General features: G+C 50.7%; 15 protein-coding genes. All 15 read left to right on the top strand.

What is annotated here, in order from left to right:
• Positions 1–97 precede the first annotated feature (97 nt).
• The 15 genes from topA to AAFJ72_RS12860 all read left to right on the top strand — a co-directional run bounded on the left by topA (position 98) and on the right by AAFJ72_RS12860 (position 15016).
• Entirely contained in the window at positions 98–2176 is a 2079-nt protein-coding gene (gene topA, locus AAFJ72_RS12930) for a type I DNA topoisomerase (protein WP_432774242.1), read from the top strand.
• 39 nt (positions 2177–2215) lie between these two features.
• Positions 2216–3520 (top strand): FADH(2)-oxidizing methylenetetrahydrofolate--tRNA-(uracil(54)-C(5))-methyltransferase TrmFO, encoded by a 1305-nt coding sequence (gene trmFO, locus AAFJ72_RS12925; RefSeq protein WP_432774241.1) that lies wholly within the window; start codon positions 2216–2218, stop codon positions 3518–3520.
• A gap of 73 nt (positions 3521–3593) precedes the next feature.
• Positions 3594–4535 carry a tyrosine recombinase XerC gene (gene xerC, locus AAFJ72_RS12920; protein ID WP_432774240.1) on the top strand — a complete coding sequence of 314 codons (942 nt, stop codon included), beginning with the start codon at positions 3594–3596 and terminating at the stop codon, positions 4533–4535.
• Between the two features lie 15 nt (positions 4536–4550).
• Complete coding sequence (hslV, locus tag AAFJ72_RS12915; protein WP_122903363.1) at positions 4551–5093, top strand: ATP-dependent protease subunit HslV; 543 nt, start codon at positions 4551–4553, stop codon at positions 5091–5093.
• A 19-nt stretch (positions 5094–5112) separates the two neighbouring features.
• Entirely contained in the window at positions 5113–6507 is a 1395-nt protein-coding gene (gene hslU / locus AAFJ72_RS12910; protein ID WP_432774239.1) for an ATP-dependent protease ATPase subunit HslU, read from the top strand.
• 39 nt (positions 6508–6546) lie between these two features.
• Positions 6547–7326 carry a GTP-sensing pleiotropic transcriptional regulator CodY gene (codY, locus tag AAFJ72_RS12905; protein ID WP_122903365.1) on the top strand — a complete coding sequence of 260 codons (780 nt, stop codon included), beginning with the start codon at positions 6547–6549 and terminating at the stop codon, positions 7324–7326.
• 361 nt (positions 7327–7687) lie between these two features.
• Positions 7688–8101, top strand: coding sequence for a flagellar basal body rod protein FlgB (flgB, locus tag AAFJ72_RS12900; RefSeq protein WP_122903366.1), 414 nt, complete (start codon positions 7688–7690; stop codon positions 8099–8101).
• A gap of 2 nt (positions 8102–8103) precedes the next feature.
• On the top strand, positions 8104–8562 hold the full coding sequence (gene flgC / locus AAFJ72_RS12895) for a flagellar basal body rod protein FlgC (protein ID WP_122903367.1): 459 nt from the start codon (positions 8104–8106) through the stop codon (positions 8560–8562).
• Positions 8563–8581: 19 nt separating this feature from the next.
• On the top strand, positions 8582–8881 hold the full coding sequence (fliE, locus tag AAFJ72_RS12890) for a flagellar hook-basal body complex protein FliE (protein ID WP_122903368.1): 300 nt from the start codon (positions 8582–8584) through the stop codon (positions 8879–8881).
• 29 nt (positions 8882–8910) lie between these two features.
• Complete coding sequence (gene fliF / locus AAFJ72_RS12885) at positions 8911–10500, top strand: flagellar basal-body MS-ring/collar protein FliF (protein ID WP_432774237.1); 1590 nt, start codon at positions 8911–8913, stop codon at positions 10498–10500.
• A gap of 12 nt (positions 10501–10512) precedes the next feature.
• Positions 10513–11526: a flagellar motor switch protein FliG gene (gene fliG / locus AAFJ72_RS12880; protein WP_432774236.1), complete on the top strand. Its 1014-nt coding sequence runs from the start codon at positions 10513–10515 to the stop codon at positions 11524–11526.
• The gene (gene fliH, locus AAFJ72_RS12875) at positions 11510–12328 is read left to right on the top strand and encodes a flagellar assembly protein FliH (RefSeq protein ID WP_432774235.1); all 819 of its coding nucleotides are present in this window, start codon (positions 11510–11512) and stop codon (positions 12326–12328) included. Before fliG ends, fliH begins: the two co-directional genes overlap by 17 nt.
• On the top strand, positions 12325–13644 hold the full coding sequence (gene fliI, locus AAFJ72_RS12870; protein WP_122903372.1) for a flagellar protein export ATPase FliI: 1320 nt from the start codon (positions 12325–12327) through the stop codon (positions 13642–13644). Before fliH ends, fliI begins: the two co-directional genes overlap by 4 nt.
• A 1-nt stretch (position 13645) precedes the next feature.
• Positions 13646–14092: a flagellar export protein FliJ gene (fliJ, locus tag AAFJ72_RS12865; protein ID WP_122903373.1), complete on the top strand. Its 447-nt coding sequence runs from the start codon at positions 13646–13648 to the stop codon at positions 14090–14092.
• A 12-nt stretch (positions 14093–14104) separates the two neighbouring features.
• Positions 14105–15016 (top strand): MotE family protein, encoded by a 912-nt coding sequence (locus AAFJ72_RS12860; RefSeq protein ID WP_432774234.1) that lies wholly within the window; start codon positions 14105–14107, stop codon positions 15014–15016.
• Positions 15017–15026: the final 10 nt, after the last annotated feature.

The raw sequence follows: 15026 nt of genomic DNA, 5'->3' as shown, positions 1-15026 counted from the left end.
ATTCCCTGGGGATCTCCTATCGCTCGCAAGTGTTTGACAAACGGGATTCGCATATTTAATAATAGGGAAGATTCCTTACTAAAAGGGGAGGAAAAAAATGGCTGATACGCTCGTAATCGTAGAATCCCCTGCGAAAGCGAAAACCATTGGAAAATATCTGGGAAGTAAATATATCGTAAAAGCGTCCATGGGACATGTGCGCGACCTCCCGAAAAGTCAGATGGGAGTCGATGTCAATCGTGGCTTTGAACCCAAATACATAACCATTCGCGGCAAGGGCGATGTACTCAAGGGCCTGAAGGATGCCGCCAAAAAAGTAAAGAAAGTCTATCTGGCAGCCGACCCGGATCGCGAAGGGGAAGCCATTGCCTGGCATCTGGCCCAATATCTCGGTCTTGATTTGAACCAGCCGCTGCGCGTGGTGTTCAACGAGATTACCAAAGACGCGATCAAGGAAGCGTTCAAGCATCCGCGCCACATCAACATGGACCTGGTGAACGCTCAGCAGGCGAGACGCATTTTGGATCGGCTGGTCGGCTACAACATCAGTCCGATCCTTTGGAAAAAAGTGCGCAAAGGCTTGAGCGCCGGGCGCGTCCAAACGGTCACCGTCAAGCTGATACTGGATCGGGAACGGGAAATTCGCGAATTCATTCCCGAGGAGTATTGGACGATTTCGACCAAACTCGCAAGCAATGGCAAAGAGTTTGAAGCGAAATTTTACGGCTATGACGATGAAAAAGTCGAGCTGAAGTCTGAAGAAGACGTCAAGCGCGTGCTGGACAAAATGAAAGACCAGCCGTTTGTCGTGCAAAAGGTGACAAAGCGCGAGCGCAAACGCAATCCTGCACCGCCTTTTATCACCAGTTCCTTGCAGCAGGAAGCGGCGCGCAAGCTCAATTTCCGTACGGCCAAGACGATGCGAATCGCCCAGGAGCTGTACGAGGGGATCGATGTCGGCAACAAGGAAGGCGCAGTCGGTTTGATTACGTACATGCGTACGGACTCGACCCGTGTATCCGAAACCGCGCAAAATGAGGCAAAAGCGTACATACAGGAGAAGTTCGGCGCTGACTACATACCGGCTGAGCCGCGTGTCCAGGTCAAAAAAGAAAATGCACAGGATGCGCACGAAGCGATCCGCCCAACTTCGGTGGCGCGCACGCCGGATGAAGTCAAAGAGTTTTTGACAAGAGATCAGTTGCGCCTGTATCGACTCATTTGGGAGCGGTTTCTCGCGAGCCAGATGTCTTCCGCTGTACTCGATACGATGAGTGTCGATATTGACGCAGGGGGCGTCATGTTCCGCGCGACCGGTTCGAAAGTGAAGTTCCCTGGTTTCATGAAAGTTTATATAGAAGGAAATGATGACGGCACAGAAGAAGAGAGCTTCCTGCCGCCAATTGATGAAGGCCAGACCCTTGAACAGAGAGAAACAACGCCGGCGCAGCATTTTACCCAGCCGCCGCCGCGTTACTCGGAAGCGCGTCTCATCAAGACGCTCGAAGAAGGCGGCATCGGCCGTCCTTCGACTTACGCGCCTACACTGGAAACCATTCAGAAGCGCGGCTATGTCTCGCTGGAGGAAAAGAGATTCATCCCGACAGAGCTGGGAGAAATCATCATTACGCTGATCGAGGAGTTTTTTCCGGAAATTCTCAACGTGGAGTTTACCGCGCATATGGAGTCCGGTCTCGATGAAATCGAGGAAGGCACTGCGAATTGGGTACAGATTCTCGAAGACTTTTACAAAGACTTTGCCAAGCGGGTCGCGGTAGCCGAAGAAGAAATGAAGGAAGTAGAGCTGAAAGACGAGGAGTCTGACGAGACCTGTGAGCTTTGCGGCCGAGTGATGGTCTACAAGCTCGGACGCTTTGGCAAGTTCCTCGCCTGTTCCGGCTTCCCGGAATGCCGCAATACGAAGCCGATCGTCAAAGAAACGGGAGTAAAGTGCCCGCAATGTGAAACCGGACAAATCATTGAACGTAAATCTAAGAAGAGCCGTATTTTTTACGGCTGTAACCGATACCCGGAGTGCGATTTTGTATCGTGGGACAAACCGATTGCCCGTCCTTGCCCGAAATGCGCAAGCCTCATGGTGGAGAAAAAGCGCAAGAAGCAAGGGGTTAGCGTTATCTGCACCAAATGCGACTATCAGGAAGAAGCAGACTCCTGATTGAACGAGATAGAATTTGTAGCTTGGAGGACGAACAGCATGACAGCACCAACGATTACAGTAGTAGGCGCAGGTTTGGCCGGAAGCGAGGCTGCCTGGCAAATTGCCAAGGCAGGCATTCCCGTCAAGCTGTACGAAATGCGGCCGAAAACCCAGACGCCTGCCCATCATACAGACAAGTTCGCGGAATTGGTCTGCAGCAACTCCTTGCGTGCGAACTCCTTGACGAATGCCGTCGGCGTATTAAAAGAAGAAATGCGCCGACTGGACTCGATCATCATCCAGGCTGCTGACCGTTGCGCAGTTCCGGCAGGGGGAGCGCTCGCGGTAGACCGGCATGAGTTTGCTGGCTATGTCACGGACGCCGTGAAAAATCATCCGCTGATCGAAGTCATCACGGATGAGATCACGGACATTCCGGCGGACGGAATCGTCGTCATTGCGACAGGTCCACTGACGTCGCCAGCGCTTTCCCAAAAGCTCAAGGAGCTGACTGGGGAAGAATACCTATATTTTTATGATGCTGCAGCACCAATTATTGAAAAAGACTCCATCGACATGAACAAGGTATTCGTGGCGTCCCGGTACGATAAAGGAGAGGCTGCTTACCTGAACTGCCCGATGACGGAGGAAGAATTCAATCGCTTCTACGACGAACTGATTGCCGCCGAAGCCGTCCCGTTGAAGGAGTTTGAAAAAGAAATTTACTTCGAGGGCTGCATGCCGATCGAGGTCATGGCAAAACGCGGCCGACAAACGATGCTGTTTGGTCCGATGAAGCCAGTTGGGCTGATCGACCCGCGCACAGGCAAAAAGCCGTATGCAGTGGTGCAGCTTCGCCAGGACAACGGGGCAGCTACCCTGTACAACATGGTCGGCTTCCAGACTCATCTGAAATGGCCGGAGCAAAAGCGGGTGTTCTCGCTGATCCCTGGCTTGGAAAACTGTGAAATCGTTCGTTACGGTGTCATGCACCGCAACACGTTCATCAATTCGCCCAAGCTGCTTCGACCTACCTATCAGTACAAGGAGCGCGACACGCTGTTCTTTGCAGGACAAATGACAGGGGTAGAAGGGTATGTGGAATCTGCTGCTTCCGGACTGCTTGCAGGAATCAACGCAGCGCGTTTGGCAAAAGGCGAAGAGCTGATTGTGCTCCCACCAGAGACAATAATAGGTAGTATGGCGCATTACATTACGACGGCTGATCCGAAACATTTTCAGCCAATGAACGCGAATTTCGGTCTGGTTCCCGAATGGCCGGAGCGCATTCGGAACAAGCGTGAGAAAAACGAAAAGCTTGCTGAGCGGGCGCTAGATACAATTCAGAATTTTACACAATAACGACACAATTAGCGTTGATATCCGAATTTCGTCTGTGTTACTATATAGGTGCTTCGAGGAGGGTGCATCCCATATGGACATTTCGCAACAAATTTCTGCGGATCTTGCGATGTTTACCCGTTATTTGCGAGTAGAAAAAAACGCCTCTCCTCATACGGTAAAGCAGTATTTGGCAGATATCAGCGAATTTGTCTCCTTTATGGAACAGCACCAAATCTCCGTATTTGCTGCTGTTTCTTATTTGCATGGTCGCTCCTTTCTCGCGCAATTGGCGGGCAGGGGGTTATCCCGGCGAAGTATTGCGCGCAAGCTCTCCAGCTTGCGAAGCTTGTATCGATTTTTGTTGCGTGAAGGTCAGCTAGAGCAAAATCCATTCCAACTCGTTTCCACTCCGAAAATGGAGAAGAAACTCCCTTCATTTTTGTATCCACAAGAGGTTCAAGCGTTTTTTGATCTGCCTGACACAACAACACCTTTAGGAATACGGGATCGACTGATATTTGAACTGTTGTACGCGAGCGGCATGCGAGTTTCGGAACTGGTTACCTTGGCGGTCGATGATGTCAATCCGAGCATGGGCGTCGCGCTTGTATATGGAAAAGGAGCAAAAGAGCGGTATGTGCCTGTCGGGAGTTATGCCTGCGACGTTCTTAGGCAATACCTAGAGTATGGAAGAAAAAAACTGTTGGCCGGAAGAGCAGATCACGGCAACCTGCTGGTCAACTATCGCGGAGAGCCGTTGTCCGACCGCAGCGTTCGCCGGATTGTAGACAAGTACGTAGATATGTGCGCTTCTCATTTGCGTGTTTCCCCTCACACGTTTCGTCACACGTTTGCGACCCATATGTTGAATGGGGGGGCAGACCTCCGGACGGTCCAGGAACTGCTGGGACATGTCAATGTGTCCACGACACAAGTATACACGCATGTGACCAAGGAGCGACTTCGCCATGTATATGACACCGCTCACCCGCGGGCTAACCCGAATCGTACAGGTTCCGCCAATCGGAAATAACGGGAGGAATCAGTGATGGAACAGTTTCACGCAACAACCATATTCGCGATTTCGCATAACGGGGCAACCGCGATGGCCGGGGACGGTCAGGTTACCTTTGGAAACAGCATGGTCATGAAGCATGGGGCCAAAAAAGTAAGGCGGCTCTATCGCGGAGAAGTTTTGGCCGGATTTGCAGGCTCAGTTGCCGACGCTATTACCCTGTTCGAAAAGTTCGAAGGCAAGCTTGAGGAATACCACGGAAACCTTCAGCGAGCTGCTGTGGAACTGGCGAAGGAGTGGCGTATGGATAAGGTTTTGCGCCGTCTGGAAGCGATGATGATTGTGGGCAACAAAGAGCACCTGCTGCTGATCTCAGGCAACGGGGAAATCATCGAGCCGGATGACGGGATTTTGGCGATCGGCTCTGGCGGCAGCTTTGCCTTGGCTGCCGGCCGCGCTTTAAAATCATACGCGCCGCACCTGAGTGCCCGGGAAATTGCAGAAGCATCACTTCGAACTGCTGCCGAGATTTGCGTGTTCACGAACAACAATCTTGTGGTGGATGAGTTGAATTGAGCGAAAGGGAGGAACTTCTGTGCTGAATCTTGAGCAATTAACTCCGCGTAAGATCGTAGAACATTTGGACAAATACATCGTCGGGCAGGCGCAAGCCAAGAAAGCCATCGCTGTGGCGCTTCGCAACCGCTATCGCCGGAGTCTTTTGCCGGAGCAGATGATTGACGAGGTGGTTCCCAAAAATATTTTGATGATCGGACCGACCGGGGTGGGAAAAACCGAGATTGCCCGCCGGATTGCCAAGCTTACTGGCGCTCCGTTTATCAAGGTAGAAGCGACCAAGTTCACAGAAGTTGGCTATGTAGGACGAGATGTAGAGTCGATGGTGCGCGATCTGGTGGAAGCCTCCATCCGAACTGTGAAGCAGGAAAAAGTGGAAGCGGTCAAGGAAAAAGCGGAGAAGCTCGCCAATGAAGCGATTGTAAATGCCTTGGTTCCATCCCGCAAGCAGCAAGGCTCGTTCAAAAACCCGCTGGAAATGTTGTTTGGCGGACACCAGCAGCAGCAAGAGCCGCATGACCAGGAAGAAGCGTCCGTCATGCAGCAACGCAGACAAGTGGCTTGGCAATTGGCGAATGGACAGTTGGAAGAACAAATGATCGAGATTGACGTGGAAGATCAATCGCCAACCATGTTTGACATGTTCCAGATCCCGGGTACAGAACAAATGGGGATGCAAATGCAGGATATGCTCGGCAGCTTGATGCCCAAGCGGACGAAGAAACGAAAATTGCGAATTAAAGATGCTCGAAAGGTATTAATTCAGCAAGAAGCGCAAAAACTGGTGGATATGGACGAAGTTACCCAGGAGTCGATTCGTCGGGCAGAGCAACATGGCATTATCTTTATCGACGAAATCGACAAGATTGCAGGTAAGGACGGCCGTGGGCCAGACGTATCCCGCGAAGGCGTACAAAGAGACATATTGCCGATTGTGGAAGGCTCCACGGTTATGACGAAATACGGTCCGGTGAAAACAGATTACATCCTGTTTATCGCAGCGGGAGCGTTTCACATGGCCAAACCGTCTGATTTGATTCCGGAGCTGCAAGGCCGCTTTCCGATCCGGGTTGAGCTCACGAGCTTGCGCGTCGAGGATTTTGTGCGAATTTTGACAGAACCGAAAAATGCGCTGCTCAAGCAATACGTGGCTTTGCTGGAAACAGAGGGCGTCCGGGTAGAATTCACGCAGGAAGCCATCCAGGAGATTGCCAAGATGGCTGCTGAAGTCAACCAGAGCACGGACAACATTGGTGCGAGACGTTTGCACACGATACTGGAAAAGCTGTTGGAGGATCTTTCGTTTGAAGCCCCTGATATTCACCTGGAAGTCGTGCAAATCACCCCAGATTACGTCCGACAAAAGCTTGGATCAATTACAGGAAACAAAGACTTGAGTCAATACATTTTATAGTGATTGGGTAGGTAGTACACATATTGGGAGGAAATATAGATGGATCTACTGGCAAAAACACGAAGAATTAACCGCATGTTGCAAAAATCTGCGGGCCATGCTGTTAACTTTAATGAAATGTCGCAAGTGCTGAGCGATGTTATCGAAGCGAATACATTTGTCGTAAGCCGCAAAGGCAAGCTGCTTGGGTTTGCCATCCACCAGGAGATGGACAACAGCCGTATGCGCAAAATGCTGGAAGAACGCCGTTTTCCAGAAGAGTATAGCCAAGGTCTTTTGAAAGTGGAAGAAACGTCGGCAAACCTGGACGTGGAAAGCCCGTACACCATTTTCCCGGTTGAGATGAAAGACGTATTCCGTTCCGGCTGGACGACTCTCGTTCCGATCATGGGCGGCGGAGACCGCTTGGGTACGTTGATCCTTGGCCGCATTAACGACCAGTTTGTGGACGATGACCTGATCCTCGCAGAAGTGGGTGCGACCGTAGTAGGCATGGAAATCTTGCGCGAGCGTTCGGAAGCCATTGAGGAAGAAGCGCGCAGCAAGGCTGTCGTGCAAATGGCAATCGGCTCTTTGTCTTACAGTGAGCTGGAAGCTGTCGAGCACATTTTTGAAGAGCTTGAAGGCAAGGAAGGCTTGCTCGTCGCTTCGAAAATTGCGGATCGTGTCGGTATTACCCGTTCCGTTATCGTAAACGCCCTGCGGAAGCTGGAGAGTGCGGGTGTAATTGAATCCCGTTCTCTCGGAATGAAAGGTACTTTTATCAAAGTGTTGAACGAAAAGTTGCTGCCTGAACTGGAAAAGCTCAAAACTTCGTAAGGAAAACTGTAATAAAGTTTAGTAATAGTGAACGTAAAGGTATAGTAACGGATGTTGCTATACCTTTTTTCATAGGTAATTTTACCTATCTTTTCAACAAAGCTTGATAACTGACTTCCAGAATTTAATACTTGATTTTTGTATGCGAACTCCCACTTGTTGCATTGATTATGGATTGCATGTCAAAACAAGTAAAAAACAGGGATTTAGTGCAATTGAATCATTTTGAAAAACGCCATTGATAGGGGCTTTTTTCACTATTACGATTTTGCTATGATTGAATCATATTCAATGTCGAAAATACAGGAATTATAGGTAGTTTTGTGGAAATCAATTGACACATACTAGGGGAGGTGGTCATATGCTGGAGAGCTATCATCTGCAGGTCCTGGAGAGAGCGATGAATGCCGCGACACTGCGACAACGGACGATCGCCAACAATCTTGCCAACATCGATACCCCTCAATTCAAAAGTCAACAGGTAGTTTTTGAGGGTTACTTGCAGGAAGAACTCAATGGGAAAATAGGGAATGGGAAGCTTGCGGCATATCGGACCGATCAACGCCACATTCCGTTTGGCAATGCCGGAGGATTTGCAATGCCTCAAGTCATTTCCAATCCGAATAGCTACGTGCAGCACAGCGGCAATGATGTGGACCTGGAAACAGAGACAACTGAGCTGGCGAAAACCCAGATTTGGTACAGCGGTTTAACACAGTTGACAGCCGGACACTTCCAGAAGCTGCACAATGTCATTCAAGGCGGAGGGAAATAACGATGAGCTTGTTTCAAGGAATTAATACGAGTGCTTCTGCATTGACTGCCAACCGCCTGCGCCTGGATACGATCGCTTCCAATATTGCGAACGCAGAAACGACACGCGCGAGCTTTGTCGATGGCAAGTGGCAGCCGTATCGTCGAAAAATGATCGAACTGTCGCCGCGTTCGAGTCAATCGTTCGACAGCTTTTTACAAGCTGCAGTGGGAACTGCTTCTGGCACAGGTGGAGAGCAAGGGGTAAGGGTGACGGCCATCAAGGAAGACATGACACCATTTAAACGCGTATACGACCCTTCTCATCCGGATGCGGATCAAGAGGGCTACTTGCTTTTGCCGAATGTCGATCCGATGAAGGAAATGGTCGACTTGATCTCGGCCTCACGATCCTATGAAGCCAACGTCACAGCTTTAAACGCGAGCAAAGCGATGATGCTGAAAGCATTGGAAATCAAATAAAGCGGGTGAACATTAAAAGATGGACATAAACGCACTTTCCCAGACGGCTTCGGTCCGAACACCTGTCGCAAACAAACTGCCTACACCTGCTGAAGTGACCAAGGATTTTACGTCGTTTTTGACGGACGCGCTTAACCAGGTGAACCAGGCTCAGGTAGAATCTGCAAATCTCGCAGATCGATTCGCCGCCGGAGAAATTACGGATTTGCATCAAGTGACTGTTGCCGGGCAAAAAGCTTCCGTAATGCTGCAAATGACCTTGCAAGTCCGGAATAAAATGATCGAGTCCTACCAAGAAATCATGCGAATGCAGATTTGAGTGTTGTTTGATCCAGTGAGAGGTGAAACATGAACGAACGTTTAGCTTTATACAGAGACCAGCTTGCGTCAAAATGGAACCAGTTTTCCAAGAAACAAAAATGGATGATTGCCGGAATCTCGCTTTTTCTGCTAATTTCGCTGGGCTTATACATATACATCGCTTCTCAGCCGGTCTACAAGCCACTCTACGATCAGAGACTGAGCGAGCAAGAAATCGGCGCAATTAAAAAAGAACTGGATGCCCAGCAAATTCCGTACCGGATTACCGGAAATGGCACAAGCATTGAAGTACCGGAAAAAATGGCGCAGGATGTCATCGTCGATCTGGCCGCACAAGGGATTCCCAGCCAGGCGGGCATCAACACCGAAATCTTTTCCAATACGCTTGGCGTGACGGACAGACAATTCGATGTAATGAAAAAAGAAGCATTGCAACAGGAACTGCGCAAAATGCTGGAGCGCGTGAAAGGCGTACGCTCGGCACAAGTAATGATTACACTGCCGCAGGAAAGTGTCTGGGTGACAGAGACTCCTGATACAGCAACGGCTTCGGTCATCGTCGAGGTGGAACCGGGTACGACGCTGGATCAGAAGCAGATTAACTCGCTGTATCTGCTCGTTTCCCGAAGCGTTCCGAAATTGCCGATGGACGCCATCGCAATTACCGACCAATACTCGAATCCGCTGGAACGAGCTGAAGGCAGTGAAGCAGAAGGCACTTTGAGCAGCTTCAAAGAACAAGAAGCGATCAAGGCTGAGGTTGAAAAGAAGATTCAACAAAATCTGTACAACTTGCTTGGAACGATCATGGGCCGAGACAAAGTCATTGTTCACGCTTTTATCAAAATGAACTTTGATAAAGAAAATCGCGTGGAAAATCTCGTAGAGGCACCTGACAAAGAGAACAATGAAGGACTTATCATCTCGTCTCAAAAATTATCAAAAGCATTCTCGGGTCAAGGTCAACCGCCAGGAGGAGGCGTCGCTGGAACAGGGGCGAATGCAGTCCCCAACTACCCAGGGAACAATCCTCAAGGCAGCAACAGTCAGTACGAAGAGATCAATGACACGATTAACCGTGAAGTCAATCGAATCACACGAAATGTGACACTAAGCCCGTACAAAATCGAAGACTTGACGATCAACGTAGGGGTGGAACCGCCAAATGGTGGCCAGTTGGATGCTGCCACACTCGAAGCGATCAAGCAGGTACTGCGCAATGTCGTCCGTGTGACACTGAGCGACAAGGCGATGGATTTGACCGATGATGAACTGGACAAGCACATTTCCGTTATCCCACGTCAATTCTCTGGCAAAGTGGCTGTCGAAGATACCGGCGCACTCAGCCCGACTCTATTGTGGACGGTTGGTGGTATTGCCGTACTGGCTCTCGCCGCTGTAGCCTTCCTCATCATCCGCAGACGCAATCAGGCGAAGCTGGAACAGGAAGAAGAGATGTCAGACTTGCTGGCGCCAAGCCAACCTCTTGAAATCCCTGACTTGATCTATCAGGAAGATGGCGACCAGGTCGTGGTCAGAAAACAGCTTGAAAAATTGGCGCGAAGCAAGCCGGATGAATTTGTTGTTCTGCTTCGTACTTGGCTAGCAGAAGATTAAGGAGTGAAAGATATGGCTCGCGGCGCTAAAGAGTTGTCTGGAAGACAGAAGGCTGCTATCCTCCTCATCTCACTAGGGCCGGAAATCTCTGCCCAGGTGTTCAAGCATTTGCGTGAAGATGAGATCGAGCAGCTCACATTGGAGATTGCCAATGTGCGAAAAGTGGATGGCGATGAAAAAGATAAAATTTTAGCTGAATTCCACCAAATCGCAGTAGCGAAAGAAGTCATTTCCCAGGGCGGCATTACATACGCAAAAGAAATTTTGCAAAAAGCGCTGGGTGAGACGAAAGCGATGGATATTATCAATCGCTTGACGGCTAACCTGCAAGTACGGCCGTTTGATTTTGCCAGAAAGGCAGATCCTGGCCAAATTTTAAACTTTATCCAAAACGAGCATCCGCAAACGATTGCGCTGGTGCTTTCTTATCTCGAACCGCAACAGGCTGCGATGATTTTATCGTCTCTGCCGCAAGAACGCCAGGCTGAGGTCGCGAAGCGAATTGCGACGATGGACAGCACTTCTCCGGAAGTGATCGCCCAGGTGGAGCAAGTTCTCGAACAAAAGCTCTCGGCAACGGTGACACAGGACTATACGCAAGCTGGCGGGATCGAAGCAATCGTGGCAGTTCTCAACGGTGTCGATCGTGGAACGGAGCGTACCATTCTGGATTCTCTCGAAATTCAGGATCCCGAATTGGCCGAAGAAATCAAGAAACGCATGTTTGTATTCGAAGATATCGCCACACTGGACAACCGTTCCATTCAGCGCGTTATCCGCGACGTGGAAAATGCGGATCTGCAGCTTGCTCTCAAAGTGTCCAGCGAAGAAGTTCGCGAAGTTATTTTCCGCAACATGTCCAAACGGATGGCGGACACCTTCAAGGAAGAAATGGAATTTATGGGACCAGTTCGCCTGCGCGACGTAGAAGAAGCGCAATCTCGTATCGTTGCGATTATCCGTCGCTTGGAGGAAGCTGGTGAGATCATCATCGCCCGCGGTGGAGGAGATGATATCATTGTCTAGGATCATTAAGGTGGCGAATTATCGGCCTTCCCAGGACTCTGTCCTGCTCTCGGTGACGCCTGCACCACATAAGACGGAAAATGATCCCGAAAGGTTGCAAAAAAATCTACAAATTTTACAACAAGCTGAAATCGAAGCCAAAACGATCCTTGCAGACGCAGAAGAAACCGCGCAAGCCATTCTTCAAAAAGCCACGGAGCAGGCCGGGCAGCTAAAGCAGGAAGCCTCATTGGAGATCCAGCAATGGTGGGAGCAGAAACAGCAGGAGGCTTCGCGGTTATTTACCGAGACGGAGGAACAAGCGATTGCCGAAGGACACGAAAAAGGCTTTGCGGAAGGCAAGCGGTTAGCGTACGAGGAAGAAACACAAGCCATTTCCAAGGCGCGGGCGATCTTGGAGGAGGCATACAGCAGCAAACAGCAGATCATTGCGGAAGCAGAGCCGTTTCTGGTGGAACTGGCTTTGGAAATCGCCCGAAAAATTATCGGACAGGAATTGCAGCAAAATCCGGAGCAGGTGCTGGAAATCGCCAAAAAAGCACTGCGACGCTCGCGGGTTCATGGCGAGATCACGATTTGTGTTCATCACAACTACTTCAATTATGTCTCCGAGCATCGCGCCCAATTGCTGGCGCTCTTGGAAGGACAGGCGGAGCTTTCCATCTATCCGGACTACACGATTTCAGATGGCGGATGTGTCATTCGTACACAGCTCGGAAGCGTGGACGCGCGGGTGGATACACAACTGGAAGAGATCAAACAAGCATTGCTTGCGATTGCCGGAGGAAGTGAGTCCCCATGAGCATCCTGGACATATCCAAGTACAGACAGGCGCTGCAAGAGCTCGATCCGCTGCGCGTGAACGGGAAAGTGACACAGGTGGTCGGCCTGACCATCGAGTCGCAAGGACCTGAAGTGAAGCTCGGCGAGATTTGCCATCTGTACCCGACGAACAGCAAAGAGCCGATTATCGCGGAAGTGGTTGGCTTTCGCGAAAACAAAGTGCTGCTGATGCCACTTGGCGAGCTGACAGCCATCGGGCCAGGCTGCGATGTTGTAGCGACGGGACGATCGCTGGAAGTCAAGGTTGGACCGGAAATACTCGGTTCGGTGCTGGATGGACTGGGCAGACCGTACCAGGGAACGCTTCCGCCCGGACTGACTTCCTATCCGACGAACAACCTGCCGCCCAATCCGATCCTGCGCCCGCGCATCAAGGAGCCGCTCAGCGTAGGTGTTCGTGCCATAGACGGTCTTTTGACCGTAGGAAAAGGGCAGCGTGTCGGCATCTTCGCCGGATCAGGGGTAGGGAAAAGTACCTTAATGGGCATGATCGCCCGCAATACGACGGCGGACATTAACGTCATTGGACTGATTGGGGAGCGCGGACGTGAAGTAATGGAGTTTATCGAACGCGATCTGGGGGAAGAAGGTCTAAAGAGATCTGTCGTCGTCGTAGCCACTTCAGACCAGCCAGCCATGATCCGCATCAAGGGAGCCTTGATTGCGACCTCGATCGCCGAATATTTCCGTGATCGCGGCTTGAATGTGATGCTCATGATGGATTCGGTGACACGTTTTGCCATGGCGCAGCGGGAAGTAGGACTGGCCATCGGAGAGCCTCCGGCCACACGCGGCTACACTCCGTCTGTGTTCGCCATGATGCCGAAGCTGATGGAGCGGGCAGGAACGGCCGATAAAGGCAGCATCACAGCGTTTTACACGGTGCTCGTCGACTCGGATGACATGAACGATCCGATTGCGGATACAGCGCGGGGGATTTTGGACGGGCACATTGTTCTCGACCGAAAAATCGCGCAAAAAGGCCACTTTCCTGCCATTGATGTGATGGCCAGCGTCAGCCGCGTCATGTCGGAAATCGTCTCGGACGAGCACAGTGAGGCAGCCAGACAGTTGAAAAAGCATCTGGCGACGTTTCGTGAAGCGGAAGACTTGATTAACATTGGAGCGTACAAGCCTGGGACCAACCGCGATATTGATGCGGCGATTCGATACAAGGATGTCATTTCCGAATTTACGGCCCAGGGCACACATGAACCTTCGACACTTCAAAGCGCAATCAAGGCACTTTTAGCCCATTTCGGAGGAGTGAACTAGATTGAAAGTGTTTCGGTTTCATCTCCAAAAAGTTCTGGATCTGAAGGAAAAAGAAAAAGAGCAGGCAGAGTGGGCATTTGGGAAATCAGTTCAACGCAAAAACGAAGAAGAGTGGAAACTCGTGCGATTGACTGAGCAGCATGATGAGGCGACCCATATGCTTGCGGAAGCGCAGAGGAAGACGTGCAGTGCAGCACAGCTTATCTCCATCGCGCAGTACCAGCAATCGGTAGCTCGTTCCATCACCCGGCAGCAACGAACCGTGCGCGGGTGCGAGCAGGACGTGGAACGCTGTCAGTCCCATTTGACCGAGAGAATGAAAGAGTCCCAGCTTTGGCAACGACTGCGGGAAAAATCTCTCCATCAATTTCTCGACGAGCAGAGGCAGCGTGAACAAAAAGAATTGGATGAGATCGGCACGCAGCTCTATCTTCGCCGCAGCAACTAAGGGAGGTACCAGATGGAAGAAATCCAAGAAGAACGGGAATACGGCAGGTGGGAATGGTTCTTTTACATGATCGTCATTCCGGCACTGTTTGCCAGCCTCCTTGGCGGCGTTCTCCTGAGCTTGCTCGGAGTGAACGTGCTAGGGAATGTTCTCCACTGGGCTAACTCCATACCGTATGTGGAAAAGCTCGTTCCGGACGATTACGACTCGGTGTCCGATGCGGATAAGGAAGAGCTAGACAAGGAGAAGCAAGTGGCGGCATTGCAGCAGGATCAGGCGAAAAACCAGCAACAAATTTCCGCGCTGAAAGAAGAAGCTGCGAAAAAAGACGCCACGATTCAAGCACTGCAAAAGCAGGTGCAAGATTTGAACAAGCTCATGGAGAAACAAAGGGCCACCGAAGAGGAGCGGCAAAAACAGTTTGCTGACCTTGCTAAAGTGTACACGACCATGTCAGCGAAAAATGCAGCAGCTATCATCGAAAATCTTAGTCTGGAAGAGTCTGTCACGGTCATGACCAAAATGAAGCCCAATGAGCGCGCAGACATTTTGGCCAAAATGGACCCGAAAAAGGCTGCAGACATTTCCATCCTGCTAAAAGATTCTGTTGTCAACAAGAACGACGACATTGCCGCCTTGCAAGAGCGGGTGCAAGTGCTGACAAAGGCTCTCAGCGAAACGCGCAGCGGCGCTTCCGCAGGCGCATCCGATCAGACGCTGAGCGAAACGTTCGCGCAGATGCCGGCAGAAGATTCTGCTGCTGTCATTCGCTCGCTCATGACCACAAACAAGAGCAGAGCGTTGGAACTGTTAAAAGGAATGCCTGCAGACAAGCGGGCACAAACACTCTCTGCGATCGCCAAGGTAGACAAAAAAGAAAAGGACAACATGGCGGCACGCATCACAGAAGAGTTGCTTCGATAGCAAAAACATT

The organism is Brevibacillus gelatini (assembly GCF_050920745.1).
Classification (GTDB): Bacteria; Bacillota; Bacilli; order Brevibacillales; family Brevibacillaceae; genus Brevibacillus; species Brevibacillus gelatini.
Note: the sequence above shows the minus strand (reverse complement) of the source record. Positions and strands in the feature narration are given on the sequence as shown.

Excerpts from the sequence above, each read along its gene's own strand:
- trmFO (WP_432774241.1), top strand. The coding sequence starts at position 2,216 with ATGACAGCACCAACGATTACAGTAGTAGGCGCAGGTTTGGCCGGAAGC.
- hslV (WP_122903363.1), top strand. The coding sequence starts at position 4,551 with ATGGAACAGTTTCACGCAACAACCATATTCGCGATTTCGCATAACGGG.
- fliE (WP_122903368.1), top strand. The coding sequence starts at position 8,582 with ATGGACATAAACGCACTTTCCCAGACGGCTTCGGTCCGAACACCTGTC.
- fliF (WP_432774237.1), top strand. The coding sequence starts at position 8,911 with ATGAACGAACGTTTAGCTTTATACAGAGACCAGCTTGCGTCAAAATGG.
- flgC (WP_122903367.1), top strand. The coding sequence starts at position 8,104 with ATGAGCTTGTTTCAAGGAATTAATACGAGTGCTTCTGCATTGACTGCC.
- fliI (WP_122903372.1), top strand. The coding sequence starts at position 12,325 with ATGAGCATCCTGGACATATCCAAGTACAGACAGGCGCTGCAAGAGCTC.
- xerC (WP_432774240.1), top strand. The coding sequence starts at position 3,594 with ATGGACATTTCGCAACAAATTTCTGCGGATCTTGCGATGTTTACCCGT.
- codY (WP_122903365.1), top strand. The coding sequence starts at position 6,547 with ATGGATCTACTGGCAAAAACACGAAGAATTAACCGCATGTTGCAAAAA.
- topA (WP_432774242.1), top strand. The coding sequence starts at position 98 with ATGGCTGATACGCTCGTAATCGTAGAATCCCCTGCGAAAGCGAAAACC.
- AAFJ72_RS12860 (WP_432774234.1), top strand. The coding sequence starts at position 14,105 with ATGGAAGAAATCCAAGAAGAACGGGAATACGGCAGGTGGGAATGGTTC.
- fliH (WP_432774235.1), top strand. The coding sequence starts at position 11,510 with ATGATATCATTGTCTAGGATCATTAAGGTGGCGAATTATCGGCCTTCC.
- flgB (WP_122903366.1), top strand. The coding sequence starts at position 7,688 with ATGCTGGAGAGCTATCATCTGCAGGTCCTGGAGAGAGCGATGAATGCC.
- fliG (WP_432774236.1), top strand. The coding sequence starts at position 10,513 with ATGGCTCGCGGCGCTAAAGAGTTGTCTGGAAGACAGAAGGCTGCTATC.